The organism is Shewanella violacea DSS12 (assembly GCF_000091325.1).
Taxonomy (GTDB): Bacteria; Pseudomonadota; Gammaproteobacteria; order Enterobacterales; family Shewanellaceae; genus Shewanella; species Shewanella violacea.
Genome location: NC_014012.1, coordinates 1519392 through 1539605, shown reverse-complemented (window position 1 = coordinate 1539605; position 20214 = coordinate 1519392). Strand labels below are relative to the sequence as shown.

At 43.9% G+C, this 20214-nt stretch carries 15 protein-coding genes and 2 pseudogenes; 8 read left to right on the top strand and 9 right to left on the bottom strand.

The window, feature by feature from the left end; translation table 11 throughout:
* The first annotated feature begins 61 nt into the window (after window positions 1–61).
* The 3 genes and pseudogenes from SVI_RS06190 (at window position 62) to SVI_RS06180 (ending at window position 2277) form a co-directional block, all read left to right on the top strand.
* A complete protein-coding gene (locus tag SVI_RS06190) occupies window positions 62–475 on the top strand; it encodes a DUF2787 domain-containing protein (RefSeq protein WP_013050620.1) in 414 nt (137 codons plus the stop codon).
* A gap of 149 nt (window positions 476–624) precedes the next feature.
* Window positions 625–882: pseudogene (locus SVI_RS06185) on the top strand (site-specific integrase); the annotation flags it as partial.
* Window positions 883–1716: 834 nt separating this feature from the next.
* Complete coding sequence (locus SVI_RS06180; protein ID WP_013050618.1) at window positions 1717–2277, top strand: CBS domain-containing protein; 561 nt, start codon at window positions 1717–1719, stop codon at window positions 2275–2277.
* 128 nt (window positions 2278–2405) lie between these two features.
* Here the strand turns inward: SVI_RS06180 and SVI_RS06175 are convergent, their stop codons facing one another.
* Window positions 2406–2792 (bottom strand): DoxX family protein, encoded by a 387-nt coding sequence (locus SVI_RS06175; RefSeq protein ID WP_013050617.1) that lies wholly within the window; start codon window positions 2790–2792, stop codon window positions 2406–2408.
* 132 nt (window positions 2793–2924) lie between these two features.
* A complete protein-coding gene (locus SVI_RS06170) occupies window positions 2925–3347 on the bottom strand; it encodes an organic hydroperoxide resistance protein (RefSeq protein ID WP_013050616.1) in 423 nt (140 codons plus the stop codon).
* Between the two features lie 366 nt (window positions 3348–3713).
* Between SVI_RS06170 and SVI_RS06165 the strand changes: the two genes are divergently transcribed.
* Together SVI_RS06165 and SVI_RS06160 are read left to right on the top strand one after the other, a co-directional pair.
* Window positions 3714–4175 carry a hypothetical protein gene (locus SVI_RS06165; RefSeq protein WP_013050615.1) on the top strand — a complete coding sequence of 154 codons (462 nt, stop codon included), beginning with the start codon at window positions 3714–3716 and terminating at the stop codon, window positions 4173–4175.
* Between the two features lie 235 nt (window positions 4176–4410).
* Window positions 4411–5421 (top strand): lipid A deacylase LpxR family protein, encoded by a 1011-nt coding sequence (locus SVI_RS06160; protein WP_013050614.1) that lies wholly within the window; start codon window positions 4411–4413, stop codon window positions 5419–5421.
* A gap of 73 nt (window positions 5422–5494) precedes the next feature.
* Here the strand turns inward: SVI_RS06160 and SVI_RS06155 are convergent, their stop codons facing one another.
* The 4 genes from SVI_RS06155 to SVI_RS06140 are packed head-to-tail and all read right to left on the bottom strand — an operon-like array spanning window position 5495 to window position 13204.
* On the bottom strand, window positions 5495–6649 hold the full coding sequence (locus SVI_RS06155; protein ID WP_041419742.1) for a response regulator: 1155 nt from the start codon (window positions 6647–6649) through the stop codon (window positions 5495–5497).
* Between the two features lie 28 nt (window positions 6650–6677).
* Window positions 6678–7598, bottom strand: coding sequence for a diguanylate cyclase (locus tag SVI_RS06150; RefSeq protein ID WP_013050612.1), 921 nt, complete (start codon window positions 7596–7598; stop codon window positions 6678–6680).
* On the bottom strand, window positions 7591–12039 hold the full coding sequence (locus SVI_RS06145; RefSeq protein WP_041419741.1) for a response regulator: 4449 nt from the start codon (window positions 12037–12039) through the stop codon (window positions 7591–7593). The genes SVI_RS06150 and SVI_RS06145 overlap by 8 nt, the downstream gene beginning before the upstream one ends.
* A gap of 13 nt (window positions 12040–12052) precedes the next feature.
* Entirely contained in the window at window positions 12053–13204 is a 1152-nt protein-coding gene (locus SVI_RS06140) for an ABC transporter substrate-binding protein (RefSeq protein ID WP_013050610.1), read from the bottom strand.
* 342 nt (window positions 13205–13546) lie between these two features.
* On the opposite strand from SVI_RS06140, the gene SVI_RS06135 reads away from it, so the two are divergent.
* From SVI_RS06135 to SVI_RS06125, 3 genes and pseudogenes are all read left to right on the top strand, one after another.
* Entirely contained in the window at window positions 13547–15688 is a 2142-nt protein-coding gene (locus SVI_RS06135; protein ID WP_013050609.1) for an LruC domain-containing protein, read from the top strand.
* A 44-nt stretch (window positions 15689–15732) separates the two neighbouring features.
* Complete coding sequence (locus SVI_RS06130) at window positions 15733–16221, top strand: hypothetical protein (RefSeq protein WP_013050608.1); 489 nt, start codon at window positions 15733–15735, stop codon at window positions 16219–16221.
* Window positions 16222–16367: 146 nt separating this feature from the next.
* Window positions 16368–17669 (top strand): annotated as a pseudogene (locus tag SVI_RS06125) (IS4-like element ISShvi2 family transposase).
* A 175-nt stretch (window positions 17670–17844) separates the two neighbouring features.
* Here SVI_RS06125 and SVI_RS06120 read toward each other — a convergent pair.
* The 3 genes from SVI_RS06120 to SVI_RS06110 all read right to left on the bottom strand — a co-directional run bounded on the left by SVI_RS06120 (window position 17845) and on the right by SVI_RS06110 (window position 20073).
* A complete protein-coding gene (locus tag SVI_RS06120; protein ID WP_013050604.1) occupies window positions 17845–19443 on the bottom strand; it encodes a PepSY-associated TM helix domain-containing protein in 1599 nt (532 codons plus the stop codon).
* Between the two features lie 65 nt (window positions 19444–19508).
* Entirely contained in the window at window positions 19509–19760 is a 252-nt protein-coding gene (locus SVI_RS06115) for a hypothetical protein (RefSeq protein WP_041419740.1), read from the bottom strand.
* Window positions 19750–20073 carry a hypothetical protein gene (locus SVI_RS06110; protein WP_013050603.1) on the bottom strand — a complete coding sequence of 108 codons (324 nt, stop codon included), beginning with the start codon at window positions 20071–20073 and terminating at the stop codon, window positions 19750–19752. Before SVI_RS06110 ends, SVI_RS06115 begins: the two co-directional genes overlap by 11 nt.
* Between the last annotated feature and the right edge of the window lie 141 nt (window positions 20074–20214).

Below are 20214 nucleotides of genomic sequence, written 5' to 3'. Positions count from 1 at the left end.
AAGGGAGTAAGAGCGCTAACTCTACTCCCTGCTTTGCATGGCCTTTAAAATGGAAAACACGATGAAAATTACACTGAAAAGACCTCAAACACCGGCAATGCCTAGTGAGCTATATACGCTAATTAACCAAGTTTTGATGACTGCTGAGCCTAAAAGCTCAAATGCAATAACCTTAAATTTCAGAGATCCTGAATATTCTGCTGAAGCTGGTGGGTTTCACCCAGTAGAGATCCGCCTAGAGAAACAAGATGCTCATTGGCGCATGGTGTATATGACTGACTTTGCCTTCCATGGTTATCCTATACCCGAGCTAATCAAGGACATTGATATCTGCTTCAATAGCAATCAAGTCTACAGCTCTCTGTGTGGCTGGATGTGCCCTCAAGAGTGTAAAGAGCTCATCAAACTGTTTATTGAAAACTTCATCAGTTACCACTCGATGGATGTGTATCAAGTGCGCGTGTCACATGATTAAAGCAGCTCTCAAACCCAAGTTCCCATATTGGTAAAACGGGAACCTGCAAACCCAGGCTACATGCGGTTCTACTATCCCCGGCTCTCTGAAGGTCTCAATTCAACGATATACATAAAAAAAAGGAATTTAGCATGACAGAAGCCCAATAAATCAATAAGTTAGACACAATCAATCTCATTAGTCATCTGCTTGAAATTCGATACAGTAAGCAGATGGCGGACATATGGAACATCGGATTAAACCTCGCTTTACGTATTTCAGATCTACTATCGATTAAGTTTAGCGATCTTCAGCAAGATAGGTTAATCATCCATGAAACTAAAACCGGCAAGTTAGCCAATATCAAACTGAACGCAAAAGCCATTGAGGCTATTTATAAGATCAAAGTCAGCCATCCAAACCGCATCGACCCTCCACCGATTACTAACAAAAGCCAACCACTTCTCATAACAAGAATGGTTGGCTTTTTTTTATGGCTATTCTTATTGCCTGATATTCATTTTGGGGAGTGTTTTACATCACAATAAAAAAGCCTGCTATCAAGCAGGCCCGTACACTAAGAGGATTAAAAAATTAGTGTAAAACAAGGTCGAAGTAGGTGAAAAGCGCGTCGGGGGCTAGCTATTACAGGGTTATGCTACATCCCTCGCTGACCGTACTGTAAGCCCAGAAACTAACACGGTTGCTACTCATAGATATGACATCAAAACTTACAAAACTAATCACTACCTATGATACGCCTTTCACTCTTGAGTATAGTCAAAAATTGGCCCCTATTGAGTTTAAGATAAAATAAATCTCAGTTATTCCTATGGGAATATGTATCTAAATACACAGGTCACCTTCCCTTACTTATATCTCTTTCTAAGCATCTATTTTTTCTGATTATTACTGATTCTTAAAAATGGATCAGCCATTGATGATTTCCTACTGTCACGCTAATGCTAACTTCAACTGCAAGAGTATTTGACCTCCGAATACCCCCTTACCTGAAGAGCTTAGATCAAACTCGCTACAAAATTAACATTTTACATCAATAGGTTACAAAAATTAATTGTTATTAATGTGATTGACCTACTTGCATTACTTAGATTAACTTGATAGGCAAGAGCTTACTTCTGAGACTCAATGCTAGAGGCCCTTTCATCTAATTGATGATCATCAGGCCTGGCACACATACAGAAGTTTGACCTCCCCAACAAAACTAAGCCTAAACCTTCGCAGTTTAAGGAGTCATAAATATGAGAAATTTAGACCTATTCAGTACCGCCGAAATCGATCACCTTCTCTGGTCATCTGATGAGGATATTACTAAGTTAAATTCACCAGCCCTATCTATCTTCACTGACTTCGATCATTTTCCGCCTATGGTCATAGATTCATCGGCCCATGCTCTCGAAGCTTTGAGCATCATGGATAAGACCCATGGATTTATGCGTCTTGTGGTAGATAAAAATAATAGCTTCTTAGGTATCATCACTAAGCACAGACTGCTTCACAGAAAGATGGTCAAGTTAGCCAACAAGTTTGGTTCTAGCTTGGATGAGCTCTTAGTTACCGATATGATGATCCCAAGAGATCAGTTAATGGCACTGGATTATGAGCAGATAGCCACCGCCAATGTCAGTGATGTGGTCAGGGCTTTACAGCAGAATGGTTTACATCATATTTTGGTCATTGACCATCAGCAGCATCACATTAGAGGCTTGATCTCTGCCAATGATGTAGCACGAAAGCTCAGAGTACCCATTGATATTGAGCAGCCACCATCGTTTATGCATATTTTCAAGACTGCTATTTAATACTGATCACTATCGATTGCTATAGGCTTACGCTTCTTTCAAGACCAGCACCTGTATCAATCGTTAGTCCCCTCGAACTGTTGCCCTGTCTGTAGCTTCTACCCAGTCTTAAAACAGTAAACCCAGCTTTACTCTGCCTTGGCTTCATGCTTCGATGAGTGGCCTGCTAACACCAATAAACCTGCCAGAATACCTAGATTTTTGATGAAGTTTTGCATCTCATGCGCTCCCTCTATACCGGTATAGTTCCAGAAATCGTGTAAGCTGAAATTGATAATAACCACGAGACCCGCAAGCATCAGAGACACATATACTGTGTATCTATTGGCTATTAATGCCAGAGCTGCGAGTATCTCAAATACCCCAGCTGTCGCCAGTAATAGAGGGATCATCTGCATATTATGCTCTGCCATCAGTGCCACATGCATATCCCAACTCACAAACTTCATTATCCCAGGTAATAAGAAGTAGAGGGCTAACAATACTCTGCCACTGGTGATTAATGCTAGATTCATAAGGATTTTCCTCTGCTGTTATTCATCGCGTTTACTCTGTTTATAAGGTTAGTCTAGTGCCTACTGGATAGTACTCGTATTAGTACTAAGCTAACTGTCCCTTGACAGATTAGCCTAGTCATTCACAAGCTGTTATAGCTTGTGATCATTGACCGTCAAGGCCACGTCTATGTTACCTCTGACTGCATTTGAGTAAGGGCACACCTGATGTGCACTCTTCACTAATTGCTCTGCTTGCTCTTGAGCTAGTTCAAGTGTCACAGATAATGCGACACTTAATCCAAATCCGCCCTCTTCTCGAACGCCAATAGCGACTGTAGCCGTAACAGGGGCTTGGCTTAATGTAAGTTTCGTTTCACGTGCGACATGCAAAATAGCATTAGAAAAACAGGCACTGTAACCAGCCGCAAACAGTTGCTCAGGATTGGTAGACTCTCCACTGCCACCCATCTCTTTTGGATAACTGAGTGATAGGTTTAACTTGCCATCGTCTGTTGCTACCTTGCCGTTACGACCTGCGCTTGCTGTTGCTTTAGTTTGATAAATTGCTTTCATGATTAGCCTCTGCTTTCTATTAATTCTTTGGTTGAGTGCTTTGCTAAGTACTTAAGTTTAGTGTTTAGGTTTTGCACTCAGGTATTAGTGCGCTTATATTGGTGCACTTATATTGGTGCGCTTGCATGAGTTATTGGATCACTATTTCAGTTGACCGACTCAATTAGGTTGCGCGCAACTCAAGTTAAAGCGACTCTATCAGATGACAATGCATAGCACAACTAGATTGCGCGCAACTTATATTATTTAAACCCTATCTTAGTTAAATATAACTAAGTCCTCTGCTATCAAGCAGTCAAATTCAGCAAGAATTAAGCTAGCTAACGTTAATATACTCATGAACTTAACTCATTTCTGGAGCGAGTCATGATTAAACCCATCTTAGGTTTAGCTTTATCGGTGTTATCTGCCAGTATCTTTGCCGGTGAGCTCGGCAGGAGTGAATGGACCCATCAGAAAAACTCTGACAATGCAGCTGTCATCGCCACCTATGGTTATCAAAAGATGAAAGTAATAGATGCAGGTTTAGGCAAGGCCACAATCATTTTTACCCATGTTAATGACCGCGAATACTGCGGTGGTCAAGACGCCCTTTTCAGTCCAATTAATGTCAACATCTATGTTGAGCTCGAGATGAATAGTCAAATGACTAGCTTGGCACTCCCAGGCTTAATTGGTTGCCATGATGGCGTGTCTTTCGCCCAGATAAAAGACTCAGAAAGCATGCCGTTCATCGCTATGATGTACGATGCACAGAGGGTACTTTTTCATAAGCAAAGCTACTCATTAAAGGGATTCGAACGCGCGGTGAAAAAGGTCATAGACTAAATTATTTTAATCACCATAGCGGCGACGAACACAAGATACACATTGGCTAATACAAAGCGTCACATTTATTTGTTTGTTGTATGTGACAACCTTTGTTTATGCTGTTCAATAACCTAGTTCACACCTGCCTAGTTTAGTATGTTCGGTGAGTGCAACACTGAACTAGACTCTACGGTCATGTGTCTTCTAAGGAGACCATTGACGAAGGTAAAAATCTTTCAGCTAGGAGCTGAATTTGTACTCTCGATTTTATCTAACCAGTATTTTCTCCTCTGGCTTAGCTGCTAGTTTAGTCCTGAGTACGCCAGTTACTCATGCAGGCCAATGGCATATCCAACTCGATAATGACATCATCTTTGGTGATGATGGAAACTATACTAATGCCATCATTATTGGTTGGGAGAGCATGGCTCAAAGCCAGCTTTCTTATGCTCCTATACCAGCTCAATGGCTTGGGGAATTCACCTTTTTACAAGCCGAGGCTGAATATGCTTGGGGCTGGAAAGTCACCCAACAGATGTGGACACCAGGCATGATTGAAGTCGAGGCAACACAAGCTGAAGATCGACCTTATGCTGGCTACCTAGCATTTGAAGCTCATACAGCAACCTATTCAGCTCGATTAACGCAAAAAAACTGGTTGTCATTTGGGGTTGTTGGTCCGGCATCGGCAAATGAGCAAGTTCAATCCTTTGTGCACAAGGTCACGGGCTCATCCAATCCTCAAGGCTGGCAATATCAAGTCGGGAATCAAGTGACAATACAAGTGGCTTACGAGGTAGATGCCCTTGTAAGTAGAGGCACAGCATTCAATAGCCGATTTTTAGGTGAAACCCAGTGGGATCTTAGTGGCTTTAGTCATACACAATTAGGTAACTTTCGCAGCCAAACTGATCTGGGATTAACCTTAAGATGGGGCAATGAACTGGCCAAGTCATTCGGACGCTTGAGTCAACATCAGGGTCAATATGGCAATCTATCCGCCACAACTAAAAGCAGTAGTTTAATGCTCTATAGTCGAGCCTACCTAGGTTATCGCTTTAACGATCTCACTCTCGATGGTTCTGTGCCCTATGATCCCCAAATCGAACTAGAAAGTAGACAGGCTGGCATCAATAGCGGCATTATCTGGGCTCATCCAGCTTGGTCTCTTGCCTGGACATTTAATGCCTATACCAAGGAATATCAAAGTGACACAGACAAATGGCATGGCTATGCTTCGTTAGTGGTCAGTTGGAATTTATAATGAATAGTCTCAATTAAAATATTAGCCTCAGAGAAGATTCAATAAGGCTCGCGACTTATATGTGGCAGGCTGATTAAGATAGATCGCCTTTTGACGGCTCGTTGAGTGTATTGAAGAAGTCATATAAGCTTTCGAGAATAGCACCTAGCTCACCACTCACCACTTGTGTCTGTCCCTGAGTCTCCTGCAATTGCAAGGATGTTTGATCTGCCAAGGCCATCAACTTTTTCTCTTGATCTTCCTCTAATCCCAGGCCAAACAACATGCCTTCTAACTCGGACACCATGCCATGCATTATTCCTTGGGAGTTTTTGTCATGTTCGAAAAGTCGAGTTGTAGTCTTCTTTATCTGTTGCTCAGCCACCGAGATGACTTGAGTAAAGATCTGCTGACGCTGCTCTAGCATCATATTACGGCTCTTGATATTAGCAAGTTGTGCATTGGCTATATCCATCAACACAGCTAGATGGTCCCTAAAACGACCACAACGATTCTCATCATCTAGGGGCATATCTTTGATTAACAGCACTATGTGTGGGTCTCGAATGACGGTACGAATGCCGACACTTAGAATCCGTTCATGATGTACCACGAATCGAGTCAAGACTTCCGCCTCTATACTTTCTTCATTACAGCCGATATAGGCCACAGAACCTGTATCGACTCGAGCCACCGAGTTAATGCCAAAACTTGAGAGGATATTGATAATGCCATGGCCCACTCCCTGTGCATCCTTAATTGATTGGACATCTTTAATAAATTGCACTACTTGCCCAAGTTCACTACTGACTGTCATCGCTTCCATGGCAACACTCATGGCCTCGGTCGCACTCGCCTTAGCTGCACTCATTATTTGACGCTGAGCTAAGCAATGAGCGACCTTGGCAAACAAGATCTCTGGCTCGACAGGCTTAACAATATAATCATCGGCGCCAGCTTCATATCCTGCGAGGCGCTCCTCAAAAGAGTCCAGAGCCGACACAAAAATAATCGGTAGACTCTCAGATTGATACATCTTCCTTAAATTGACACAGACCTCATAACCCGAAATACCTGGCATGTTGACATCGAGTAAGATGAGATCAGGTATAGCCTTAGCCACCTCGATGAGACACATATCACCACTCGCCACCTCAGTCACACAGTAGTCATCCTCAAGCATTGCCCTGAGCATCAAACGACAATCGGCAGTATCATCTACTACCAGTATATTTACATTATTTATCATGATTAATCCCATCGAGTAAATGAATGAATCAGACTGTTTTTTTATCTAAATGAAGCACGTTATACTCATCTTCAGCGGCAACAACTCGGTTACGACCCAAGTCTTTAGCCTGATAGACAGCGGCGTCGGCACGAGAGAGTAACTCGACAAATGTTTGCTCATGCTTCATTAACTGAGCCACACCAAAACTTGCTGTCACAGCTATCCCCATCGGCTCTAACGCTTCAATTTGTGCTCTTAAGGATTCGGCCTTCTCGACAGCAGACTTGAGTGAGCAATGTTCCAGCAACACCACAAACTCCTCACCGCCGAAACGGGCCACAACATCTTCCCTTCGATTACCTGTCTTGAGTATGTCGGCTATAGCCTTGAGGACCCGATCGCCAACATGATGGCCAAATTGATCATTGATATGCTTGAAAAAATCAATATCTATCATAAGCACAGAGAGGTCATTGCCATGTCTATCGACATAAGCCAACTTACTCGCCGCCGATTCGATTAAAAAGTGACGATTGTATAGTTTAGTCAGTTGGTCATGGAGCGCCATATTGCGAAGCTGATCACTTTGATGCTTAAGCTTTATCTGGGTGGAGACCCTAGCCGTCACTATCGCGGGACGAATGGGTTTAGCTATGTAGTCGACCGCACCAAGTTTCAAGCCAAACTCCTCATCTTCATCTGAGTCTCGCCCTGTGACAAAAATAATCGGAATATGTTTAGTATTGGGGTTTTCTTTAAGCTGACGGCAGACTTCATAGCCATCCATCTCAGGCATGATGACATCCAGTAAAATCAGATCCGGATAGGGTGAATGTTGCGCGAGTTCTAAGCAACGTTGACCATTCATGGCTATTTTTAATCGGTAATCATGCTTTAAACATCCAGCTAACAGCTGAATATTCGTCCGTGTATCATCCACCAGTAAAATCGTTGCCTGCTCAGCCATTGACTATCCCCTTAGATGGACTCGCGCCAATATCGACAAGATAGATGGAGAGTTCACTCAAACATGCACTGGCTTGCTCATGGTCAAAATCAGCTAACAGTTGCAATAAGTGATCAAACTTATATTGTAACTCGGGTCGTTCACTGGCTCTCTTAAGGTGGCCAAAGTCGTCTACGTCTATATAGCTACCTTCACTGAGTTTTTCTGAGATATCCGCTAAGCTTTCTGAAATTAACAGGTCACTTGCACGCTCCGGCGGGACATCTTCTCCCAAGGACTCATCATGCTGTTTGACCAATGAAATCAAGTCTTCATATCTAAGCTGTAACTCAGGGATCTCGGCTCGAATCTTATCTAGCTCACCCTCTTTTGCCGCTTGCTCTATCGTCGCCGCACAAGCCTGAAGTTTACTGCCACCAAGGTTTGCCGAGACACCTTTTATGGTGTGGGAGACGTGACGCAGTTGATCCATATCTCCGGCTTCATTGGCCTGCAACAGAGACTCGATACGCTTAGGCATATCCTCCAAAAAAAGATCCGCTATGGCATTAAACAGCGACTCTTTTCCCATGGAACGTTTTAATAATGCCCCCTTATCCCATATAGACTTATCGACCTTTATGGACTCTTCTGCTTGCTTATGATCCTTGGCACTGATATCGGACACAGGATCTGTATTAAGGTTTGATTTAATACTTGGTACAGGATCTGATGCCTCGCCTGATCCCTCTGGGTCTAAGTGCTTAGGCTCAAGGTCGTCAGACCCAGCTTGAGGAAGCCAATGCATTAGACTGGAGAATAACTTATCTGGATCTATGGGTTTTGGCAGATAATCATTCATCCCTGAATCTATGCACTTCTCTCTATCTCCCATCATGGCATTCGCCGTCATAGCGACTATGATGATGTCTTTATTCACTTCACCCGCGTTGCCGGCGCGGATTTCACGGGTGGCTTGATAACCATCCATTTCTGGCATCAAGCAATCCATCAAGACCAGATCGAAAGGATCACCGACTATGTTCTTCAGTTTATTCAGTGCCTGTAGCCCATTCTCGGCAACCACCACATCTAAGTCAAAATCTTCTAAAATCCCCACCGCCACTAATTGATTAACGTAGTTATCCTCGACTAAAAGAACACGGGCATCATGAGACCAGCTCGGCTTCTTGGGTTCGTCTTCTTGATGATGTAACGCCTGTAGATAATGGTGGGTCACCAGAGGGCGGGCCTTTTGCAGTGCCTCTCCGCCTTCGGCGACGACATTGAGCGCATCGAATAGATCTGAAGTTGTGGTTGGTTTAGGGAAATAGCCACTGAATCCGAGTTTAGCGAAGAAGCTAGCATCCCCCATCTGAGACATAGAAGTCATCATTACTAGCTTGATTGGCGAGAATCTGGCATCGGCTTTTAGTTTCTGCCCTAGCTCGGCGCCGTCCATCTCTGCCATCTGCATGTCTAAGAAGGCGACATCAAATTTAGGACTGCCAGGCTCACTCTCTCTTCTCGCGCATATATCCAGGGCTTCCTGGCCGCTGCAAGCCTCAACCACAGTCGCTCCCCATAGCTCTAGTTGCTCGCGGATCACTTCTCGATTAGTGGCATTGTCATCGACCACCAGCAAGGTTAACTGGTTAATATCGACCTTAGGGATCACTAAGGTCGACCTCTCACTTTTTCCCAGTAAGACCTTAATTTCGAAACAACTGCCTATCCCATAAACACTGCTCACTGAAACATCACCACCCATCAAGCGCGATATTTTCTTTACTATGGCAAGCCCCAGCCCAGTACCACCATATTTTCTGGTAGTCGATGCGTCCACCTGGCTAAATGATTTGAATAAACCATCAATTTTATCTGCAGGTATACCTATGCCCGTATCTGATACAGAACAGATTAGCCACCATTTACCCTCATGAGCTGGCTTAAGCTCGGCTCTAACAACCACCTCACCTTGCTTAGTAAACTTGATAGCATTACCAGTTAAGTTAGTGATCGCTTGTCGCAGCCTACCTGGGTCTCCGGTAACCATAGATTGTTCGACCCCTTTAAGGTCTAAAATCAGTTCTAGTTTTTTATTTTGAGCCTGATGAGCTATGCCTTCGGCAAAGTCGCCTAGCATTCCTCTCAAGTTGAAATCTATCTGTTCCAGCTCTAATTTACCGGCATCTATTTTCGAATAATCTAAGATATCGTTAATAAGCGAAAGTAAAGACTGGGCACTAGACTGAGCGATACTGACCCGACGGTTTTGATACTCGGTCAACTTAGAGTTAGACAAGAGACCCAACATACCTATGACACCATTCATTGGGGTGCGGATCTCATGGCTCATGCTGGCTAAAAACTCACTCTTTGCCTTAGTGGCTAACTCGGCTTCCTCTTTCGCCTGCAGCAAAGCATTTTGATTTTCGGTGCGTTCGGTAATGTCTCTAAAACTCCAGACTCGGCCAAAGTACTCACCATCGACTTCCATAGGGGATGATGCGCGCTCGAAGACTCGTCCATCTATCAAAGCTATGGTATCAAATGCCTCTAACTCCCGATCCTCATAGATCTCTTCCACACGTTTGAGGAAGGTCTCAGGCTTTTTCAGCAGAACCTTAATCTGTTTTAATATGACTCTATCGTTAACCCCTTTATCCAGTAACTCTTTAGCGACTCCCCAAAGATGTGAAAACTGGCAGTTAGTCCTTAATATCTCTCCGTCAATACTGGTCACCAAGATGCCATTATCGGTGGATTCCAGGGTGGCATTCATCAGAGACAATGCCTCTTTAACCGCTATTTCGGTTCGTTTCCTCTCGGTAATATCGGCTCGAATGGCGATATAACTTTTAGGTAAATTCCGAGTATCTTTTAGGGCCATAATGGTTGTATCGACCCAGTAGATCTCACCACGTTTATTGCGATTACAGATCTCGCCATGCCATACCTTGCCTTTAGATACTGTCCGATACATCTCAGAAAAAAATTCACTAGGATGAAAGCCTGAATTAAGGATACGGTGATTCTGGCCAATCAAGTCATCGACTTTATAACCGCTGATCTCAGAAAATTTATCATTAGCGTAAGTGATGGTTCCCTTCAAGTCAGTCACTGCAACAATCGCATGCTGATCTAAGGCAAACTTGTGCTCCTCCAGAGAATCCAGCGCCTCCATGACCTGGCTATTAGCCTCTAACAGTGCCTCCTCGTGGCGTGCTTTAGCGTCTAGCATGTGATTGAAGGCTCTGGCTAACTGGCTAATCTCATTTTTTCCTTTAACATCAACCCGAGTTAGTTTTTCTCCTGCGGCAACTTTACGGCTGGCCTGGGCAAGTTTAAACACTGGCCGGGTGATCTTACGTGCAATAAAGACCGAGGCGAGTAACACACCCATCGCGGTCAAAAGTACTAATAACAGGGTGACTTTTCCCAGCCAATTACTGGCTTGTAACGTCTCCTCACTGTCTATCTCGCTGATCAATAACCATTCTATGTTGGCCAGGTTAACCGTATGGTATAGCCCTATCACCTCTTTACCGGAAGGACCAATATATTCATAGGCTATGCTCTTTTTTCCATCGGTGCCATCGGTGCCATCATTAGCCCCTCTCCCCTGCCAGGCAATAAAGGGGCGAGTATTAATTTGTCTCTGTAATACCTGCTCCCAATTATCCTTTATTGGCGTTCTCAGAATGCCATCTTGACCTATGATGTAATGGGTTAATGAACTGGCGTCTGATATTGTCGAGTGCAGCATATTAAAAATATTATCGAACTTTAATTCGATGACATAGGCCCCGATAGGACCGCCAAATTCATCGAGAATAGGGGCAGAGATGAAACCTGTGATTTGACCTTGACTCAATGGGCTCCTCTCTAAACCAGAAAAGTTTGCCAAACCTGAGTCCATGGTCACTTTTAAACTTTGAGTAAACTGCGAGTCGATTAAATTAGCCGAGAAGACATTTTTACCTTTAGCATCATTACTAACCACTGAGTAAAGAATGTCGCCGTCGAGATCAATCAAGAATATATCGCTGATATAATCATATTGGCGGCTTAATACAATTAGGTCATTTTGCTGGCCATCGACTCGTTTAGTCCAATCGTAACTCGTCACATATTCACTAGCAGATTTACCACTGGACTCCTTGCCCTCAGAGAGCGAACTCAGAATTAATCCCGCATTGATTGACTCAGCTTCGACGTTAAGATCGACCATACGATAATTAAACCAGCTCTCGATAGACTGCACACTCAGCAGTGAAGACTGAGTTAACTCCTCTTCTGCGGCATCGACCAGACTCTGCTTGGCTTGCTGATAACTGAACCAGGCGACTATGGTTAATGGCAGCAAGGATAATATCAAAAACCACATAGTCAGGTTAAAGCTCAATGAACTTAACTTGTTTACCGTATTTATCGGCGCCTGTGTGAATTCATGTTCCATCGGTTCTCTCACTCTAGCGGGACAATTGGGCCTGACTCAGCCCATTAAAGCCATTGCGACTAAAACCTTCGTCAGCAAAGTCTTCGATATCGATAGCATTTTTGATGATGCCTCCCTCAACCGCCAGATCCATGATCAATTTCAACCCTGGTTTATCCACATCAAGATTTTGATAATTAATCACTCTTAGATCGGGATCCAGACTGGCAATAATGGCTTCTCGGGTATGGGCCGGTATATGCTTACGCACTATGTTAACTATCTGCTCTAGTGCTTCACCGCCTTGAGCACGAGCAACCTCTATGTCCTCTCCGGCCTTATGGATATAAGCCATCACTTCATTGACAGCTTTACGCTTATCTTTAATCGCAGCATCTGTCGCCAAGGCGATACATTCCACATGACCATGCTCCCAAGGCATGACATCTTTTGAATACCAGGCCACATGACCAAACCCTCCCGTCTCAACCACATCGGCCCAAGGTAATGACTGCTCAAATGCGGCAGCTTGTGCTCTATTACTCTTACTCTTAATAAAACTTGGTGATTTAGGCGGCGCAACAGCAATCGCTAACACCTGGGTACCTGAATTGGGTGTTAGACTCATGGTGACCCCATGCTCTTTAAGGTAGCGATACAAGACAACAGTATGAGTCGCCAACAGATGAGGCATGCCTATTTCAGTTGCACGACCCGTCGACTCGTATGCTTGTTTCAATGCCTTGGCGACCTTATCGTCCGGCTTTCTTTCATGCCTAACAGCAGCAAGCTTGACCTGCTCATTGAGCAGATCATTAATCGCCAGTGCGCTCCCATCTCTATGCATCAAGCCTATCCATCTGAAATGCGGTTTCTCGCTAAACATATCCATGGCCAATGGACTCATCACATAGGCCATATCGACTTCCCCGGACTGAAAATAGGCACGCAAAAGATCCCAGTTTTTCATCTGCTCTAGCTGATAATCGGCGAATTGCATCTCTTTACGATAACGCTCATAGGCCACCAAAGATGCATAATGGTCAGCAAGAGGAATATACAGTGCCTTAATCACTTTTTTATCGGCAGAATGAGCACTAGCTGACACGGCCAAGACAAAAAATAGGGTAATAACAAATGCTAAATAGGTAATTAATCGATGTGGCGAACGAACACTCGCTGACATGTGTCTCTCCTTGACTCGTGATGATACGCACTGCACAGCAGTACTCACAGAGCTTAGTAGAGCATCAGCAGCTTTTCACTAAGGAAGTGATAAAAAAATCAACTTGAAAAACATTCAACTAGTGAGTAGACAGTTTTTGGGCTTTCTGACCGTTAAACATCAAAATTCAACACTATGGGATAGGTAAATGTGAGTATAAAGCCCATTTCAACTTATGCAGTTTGAGTTGCACATTGCAAAACCGAATAAACAACAAATAATAACCAATTTAAAATCAATCAGTTAATCAATGGCACGGCTCATGCACTTCATAGTGAAACCAGTTTCATATAGGGACTAACTATGAAATTTCTCTCCCCTCTCTTTTTCGTCACCATTTTATCTATCTTTGCTTGGGATGGTATAACTGCTGAATTTGAGTCATGTCCGACTCAGGCTTTTATCATACAAACTCCCTCTTCTGTTCCCATTGCATACGGCGTCGAATTAGCAACAGGCAGCTATGTGATACTTTCAAACGACATGAAGCGACTCTCATCCTATAACGGTGTTGGCTTTAACTATCACGATAACTATATCTATGGCTGGGACTATGAAGCCAGCACCTTAGGTAAAACTGGTGATGATTATGTGATTACGCCTCTGAGCGTGACTAAAGATGTCGATGCGGCGGCGGCAGGCAACTTCTTTGTCGGCGATGTCGCCATCAATGAGAATGTCTGGTACGGATATAGAAAAAATAAGGGCCTGTTTAAAATCCCCTTAGATGACCCCAATAACTACACTATGACGCTCGTTGCCGGGAGTACGGTTAACGCAACCTATAACATTACCGACTTCGCCTTTCATCCCAGTGATGGTTACCTCTACGCCGTCACTAATGGATATAGTGCCAGCCTACTTCGCATCGACCCATTTGACGCCTCCGCCACCAATCTCGGTGTAGTCGTCGTCTCAACGGGCTCAAAATTTACCTTTGGTGCACAGTTCTTCGATCCCGACGGCGTGCTTTACCTGAGCAACAATAGCGACGGTAAGATCTATCGCCTCAATGTTAATGATTCAAACCCCTTAGCCGATATTTTTGCTTACGGCCCTTCCTCATCGAGTAATGATGGTGCCCGCTGCGCCTTGGCAGAAGTGCCAGTGGGAGAAAATGTAGATTTTGGTGATGCTCCTGATAGCTATGGCACTTATATGGCATCTAATGGCGCCAGACACTCCATCATAGATGACTTCTATCTAGGCTCCACTGTCGACGGGGAAGCGAGTGGTTACCCAGCCCCATTGTCAGACGATTACAGTGACGGCATGGATGATGAAGATGGCATCAGTTTCCCTACTGGTTTTGAAATAGGTGAATCCGCCGTCATTCTCGCCACCGCAACAGGCAGTGGCGGCTTTCTCAACGCTTGGTTTGACTGGAATAGAGATGGAGTTTTTGACAGTGACGAGCAGGCTATCATAGGCCAGGCCCTTTCACCCGGCAGTAACAGTGTCAATTTAGAGGTGCCTACATGGGGAAAAACTGGTCAAACATGGGCTAGATTTCGCTTCAGTAGTCTGGCCGATATTGGCCCAACAGGTGGAGCCGGAGATGGAGAGGTCGAAGACTATCAAGTCACCATGACTGAAAGCGGCGTCACCATTAACTACTACCCGTCATCTTCAACTTTTACCTCTATCATTTATGAAGATCTCTATCCAACTCAAGAAGATTACGACATGAATGATGTTATTTTCCACTTAAGACTCATTGAATACGTCAAATATGGTCGAGTCAGACGAGTTGAGTTTTTAGCAAAACTTGCCGCGGCGGGCGCCTTTTATCACAACGGTTTTGGTATCCAACTGCCAGGAATAGCCATGAGTAACATCAAGGAAAATACTATCGAATGGAGTATCGATGGTCTTGGACAGAGTGCTTCTCCCCTGGAAAGCGGTCAAACTTACGGGGTATTTATTCTTGCTCAGGACCTATGGGATTATATTACTCTGGCTACAGGCTGTGAGTTTCTTCGATCGGAAGCGGGCTGCGGAACTAGCTACCAAACCACTTGGAATATGGTTATTCCCTTCGTAAATGCGATACCTGAAGCACAAATGCCAGACTTTCCCTATGACCCTTTTATCTTTGCCACCCCAGGAACCGATCATGGCCAAGCGGCAAAAATGGTCCTTGGCGAGCATCCTGGACGTAAACTCGAGATCCACCTTAAAAATAAAGCGCCTACAGATAAATTTGCTACCGCCTATTTTGGTTCCAGAGAAGATACCTCAGATCCCAGTCAAGGTCTTTATTTCCTTAACAAATTTGGTATGAGTTGGGCACTAGAAGTACCTACCAGCTGGAAGCATCCACTAGAAAGGCAACGTTTAGACGCTTGCTATCCTGAGTTTATCGACTTCGCGGCGGATAATAGCGGTAACACTAACCCTAATTGGTATCTCAACCCTATTTCGACACTCATATTCCAAGATTAGTGCAACTTAAATGATAACAATAACCCAGACCATGGAAAGAGGAGATGAATATGATAAATGTAAAACGTTTTCTATTGCTGCTTATTTTCAGCATGCTATCTGCCTGTGGAGGCGGAGAAGATGACTCAGCAGTAACAGCAACAAACACACCGCCGACGGTAACGCCAGCAGTTACACCAGAGGTAACAGCCACTCCGGTGCCGACGTCATTAGATGATCTGAACATTGATCCTGATAATATCATGGAGAGCGTTTTTCAACTTGCCATAGATATCAATATCGACTCAAGCAAGCGAGCCTATTTCTCACTCTGCGATGAGTTTAGCGGCAGTAATACGAGTTACTCGGTAAACTTTGAGTCCTGCCAATTCCGAGGCCCCCTAGATAAAGGTAAGCTCACCACTAATATCAGGGTGGCTAATCACCAGGATAAATTGATAGGCGTTCTCTGGTTTTATGATGCCGTAGATCCACAATATCAAATTTGGCAGTATGACACTGAGCTTGAACAACAGGTGCTGAGCATAAATTAGCCCAGCCTCACGTTTTAAATGTGACCTAAAAACAAAAAACGCAGCCAGATGGCTGTAATGCCGATCATTTAGTGATTTATCGATCGGTTGACTGATTTTCTAGATGCTTCAGAATCCGAGTCCTATCTCTAGGCCTCGGATTTTTTATGCAAGTTTCTCAAGCTTTTGACATGATCAACCAACTCAAACCTCATCAAGTTGAAACTCTCGCAGATTTACTCCCTCTGGAACTGATAGAGGAAGCGTATTCATTGACTGAAACTGTCACGCTTAGAAAACGTAAATTAACCTTAGAGTCAATGGCTTGGCTTCTTATCGGTATGGCTATCTATAACGATAAGTCGATGGCTCATATCGTTAATATGCTAGACATCGTTGATAGGGAGGGCAAGCCATTTGTTGCTCCGAGCGCATTAACTCAACGACGCAAAGATTTGGGTGAAGCGGCAATGAAAGCACTGTTTGAGTGCACTCAAGTTCACTGGAATCGTGAAGCCCTGCACCCAAGTTGGAATGGACGATGTTACTCGGAGTCGATGGGGTAGTGTGGCGGACAGAAGATACTCCAGATAACGCAGAAGCCTTCTCTCGACAAAAAGATACTCAATATCCTCAAGTTCGTATGGTCTGCCAAATGGAATTAAGTAGTCATCTTATTACCGCTAGTGCTTTCGATGATTACGCCGTTAATGAGATGATTTTGGCCGAAAAGCTCATCGACTCGACACCGGATCATAGCCTAACACTGTTTGACCGAGGATTTTATTCACTGGGGCTACTTCATCAGTGGCAAACCACGGGTAACGAGCGACACTGGTTGATCCCTTTGAAAAAAAATGTCCAATATGAGGTGGTTCGTAGCTTGGGGCGCAACGATAAAATCGTCCAATTAAAAAGCAATCCACATGCCAGAAAACGATGGCCAAAGCTGCCTTATGAACTGGAAGTTAGGTTAATAAGTCGAAAGATTAATGGCAAGGAATACTCGGTTTTGACATCAATGATAGATCCCATGCGTTATCCAGTTACAGACATAGCTGACTTATACGTGCATCGATGGGAAATAGAATTAGGTTATCGAGAGCAGAAACAATACATGCTAGGTAATCGTTTAACGTTGAGAAGTCGACTGCCAGAGCTTGTAAAACAGGAGTTGTGGGGGGATCTTACTCACCTACAATCTAGTGCGTTATCAGATGGTGAAAATGTGTCATAAACTCAAAGGGGATTATCTCCCTTATCAATTGAGTTTTAATGGTTCTTTGGCTCATATTTTGAGGCTATTAGTGGGTTTGCCTTACTCGACACCAGGTGCTATTCCTCGTCAGCTTAAATACTTCTACGACATGGCAGAGAGCCTGATTTTAGAACCTCGACGAACTCGGTCTTACCCTAGGATGGTCAAGCGCAGACCACAGAAATATGCCAGAAATAAAAAATGCCAGTAAGCTTAACTTACCGGCATTAGCCAGATGGCTGCGCTTTTTATTAGGAAAAAGTATGACGAGGAACGTTTAAGCTTAATGAGATGAGCTTAACGAGATAAGCCTAATTAGATGAACCTAATTTCTTAGGTTATCAATTGGTTAATCCCTCATCAATTAGGCTCTTATTTGATGATGATTATAAACTTGAGTCAGAGGCGAGCTCAGCTTCAGTGCTTAGGTTTAAATCCGAACTAGGTAGATCTGACTTTCGCTTAGCAAATAAAGAATAAGCGACGCTAACAAACAAAATCACAGTGACAGCCAAGCCAATCTCTACCCCAGCAACAGCGAGGAAACCCGCTTTGAACACTGTCACTATCTGTTCATGGAAAAGCACCCAATCGGCCAATATGGTGATGACTAAGACACCAGCTGTGGCCATAAGCGAAATAAACAACATCCTGCGCTTATTTGACACCAAGCAGGCCAAGATAAAATAGAGTCCAAGACTGGTGACGAAACTGGCAATCATTAAGTCTTCCCGCCCAGCCAATCCCAGCGGCAACACGCGCTCGAACAAGAATGCGATTGCGGTGGCAAATATGACTCCCATGGTCGAGCCTAGCGTCATACTATTCACGATTGCGATACTCTTGGAGGAGGATTGTCTCTGCTGCATCCGCTTCTCAGCCCAGAGCAAGTTACCACTGACTATAAGCACACACACGCCCATGCCTAATAATAAATAGATAAGTCTAAGATCTGTGCCGGCATAGTCACCAAAATGCAGCGTCGTGAGTACAATTCGCCCGGTCGTCATAGTATTAGGCGATTCAGGTGTTGTTGAAAATAAGCTTTCACCGTCATCGAGGGCAAACACCTGCTCAACAGGGCTAACAAATTTCCCCGACTCACTGCCGAAAATGTGCAGCAGTGCACTCTTGTCGCCATAGTTATAGGCGCGTAAGACTCTGGGAGCCTGACCAAAAGATTCAACATACTGATCCACTAGCTTATCAACTTCTGCACTGGTATCCAGCGGCTTATCTAACCACTCTGGCATCTGCTGGGTATAACCGGCATCAATCAAGAGTGCCTGTTGATCACCTTTATATAAGACTAAGGCGAAGGCTATCTGATAGATGACAGCTAAGTTAAAGATCAAGCCTGTGATGGCATACATCAAGGTAAAAGGCAGTGTCATCACACCGACCACATTATGCATGGTCAGCAACTGATCTCGTTTTCCTTCCTGAGTTCGATAGAGGAAGAATTGCTTTATTAATTTGCGGGCATGGATAAAGATCCCCGACACCAGCGCGAATAAGAAAAATAGGGTCACGAAACCTATGATATAGCTGCCATAGGGAATATTAAGATTGTAATGCAGCTGGTAGATAAACTCGGCCAGATAAAAATCATCCACATTTGCCACGACCTCACCAGACACTGGGTCCATCAGGAGTGACACATAATCGATATCCGTCGTCGCATCTTCGGGTAAGACGATATCCACATAGACTTTGTAGAATGGCATCTCATCAGTGGGAGACACTAACGTCAAATGCTCCTTGGCATTGAAGGGACGATCTTTAATCGCCAACTTCATTATCTCACTGGGAGACAGTACCTCGCCTTGGGCTGGAGTATGGTGGGGCAACACAGACCAGAGGTATATTTCACTGCGAAATAAACTTATGGAACCCATAAAAAACACGATAAATAGCAAGCCAGAGATGATTAATCCCAGCCAACTGTGAGCCTCGGTTAAACGCTTTAAAAATTGTTTATTCATAATGATTTATATCTAATTAGTGATAATTATTTGCTTACTTTCAGTTGAACTTAGTTGAACTCAATTCAACTGAAGAAATACAGAGTGTTGAAGCCAACCGATACCAGTAGTAAACCACCGCAACGACGCCATGCGTGCCAGCCAGAATCACTGGCATAACACCAGATCATGGCACTAATCCAGAGTGGAAAAGCCATCAATAATCCGAGAAATAATCGAGTGTCTACGTCCAATGGCAGCAGATGGTTGAGATTGAGCATCACAGAAATAGAGATCAGACAGCCACCGAATATGGCGGCGAAGGTTTTAGGCCACATGTTGACCTCCTAACTGAACCAGAGCTAACCAAAAAACCAAGTTGAAACAGCTAAAGGGAGCTAACTTAGCCTTAACATGCCCAAGTTGTAGCACTAGGCTAAGCCAGATCAACATGGTCAAGGCTAATACCAAAAGAGCCGCAGAAATTGAGTTATAGGCCTCCATGAACAACCAAGTACTGGCCATTAAGCTAGAGACAAAAATAGAGATGGAAAAAACCTTCATCATAGGTTTATCCAGTAAATCTTGATGTTTACTGGATAGGAATGCCGTTAAACATCCACACCAGAGTACTACAATTGCTAGGCTCATTTTAATACATGCAAATAGTTATCATTCAGATAACCAGCAAGCCTACCACCTTTCATGGGGGTTTCAGCAAAATTTACATTAGCAAGCAGCCATCTGTTAGCTAGCACTCAATTTCAAAGATCTTAGAGATAGTTAGTGTAA

What these genes read in the sequence shown, in the direction of transcription:
- SVI_RS06190 (WP_013050620.1), top strand. Translation starts at nt 62, where the DNA reads ATGAAAATTACACTGAAAAGACCTCAAACACCGGCAATGCCTAGTGAG.
- SVI_RS06180 (WP_013050618.1), top strand. Translation starts at nt 1,717, where the DNA reads ATGAGAAATTTAGACCTATTCAGTACCGCCGAAATCGATCACCTTCTC.
- SVI_RS06175 (WP_013050617.1), bottom strand. Translation starts at nt 2,792, where the DNA reads ATGAATCTAGCATTAATCACCAGTGGCAGAGTATTGTTAGCCCTCTAC.
- SVI_RS06170 (WP_013050616.1), bottom strand. Translation starts at nt 3,347, where the DNA reads ATGAAAGCAATTTATCAAACTAAAGCAACAGCAAGCGCAGGTCGTAAC.
- SVI_RS06165 (WP_013050615.1), top strand. Translation starts at nt 3,714, where the DNA reads ATGATTAAACCCATCTTAGGTTTAGCTTTATCGGTGTTATCTGCCAGT.
- SVI_RS06155 (WP_041419742.1), bottom strand. Translation starts at nt 6,649, where the DNA reads ATGATAAATAATGTAAATATACTGGTAGTAGATGATACTGCCGATTGT.
- SVI_RS06150 (WP_013050612.1), bottom strand. Translation starts at nt 7,598, where the DNA reads ATGGCTGAGCAGGCAACGATTTTACTGGTGGATGATACACGGACGAAT.
- SVI_RS06145 (WP_041419741.1), bottom strand. Translation starts at nt 12,039, where the DNA reads ATGGAACATGAATTCACACAGGCGCCGATAAATACGGTAAACAAGTTA.
- SVI_RS06140 (WP_013050610.1), bottom strand. Translation starts at nt 13,204, where the DNA reads ATGTCAGCGAGTGTTCGTTCGCCACATCGATTAATTACCTATTTAGCA.
- SVI_RS06135 (WP_013050609.1), top strand. Translation starts at nt 13,547, where the DNA reads ATGAAATTTCTCTCCCCTCTCTTTTTCGTCACCATTTTATCTATCTTT.
- SVI_RS06130 (WP_013050608.1), top strand. Translation starts at nt 15,733, where the DNA reads ATGAATATGATAAATGTAAAACGTTTTCTATTGCTGCTTATTTTCAGC.
- SVI_RS06120 (WP_013050604.1), bottom strand. Translation starts at nt 19,443, where the DNA reads ATGAATAAACAATTTTTAAAGCGTTTAACCGAGGCTCACAGTTGGCTG.
- SVI_RS06115 (WP_041419740.1), bottom strand. Translation starts at nt 19,760, where the DNA reads ATGTGGCCTAAAACCTTCGCCGCCATATTCGGTGGCTGTCTGATCTCT.
- SVI_RS06110 (WP_013050603.1), bottom strand. Translation starts at nt 20,073, where the DNA reads ATGAGCCTAGCAATTGTAGTACTCTGGTGTGGATGTTTAACGGCATTC.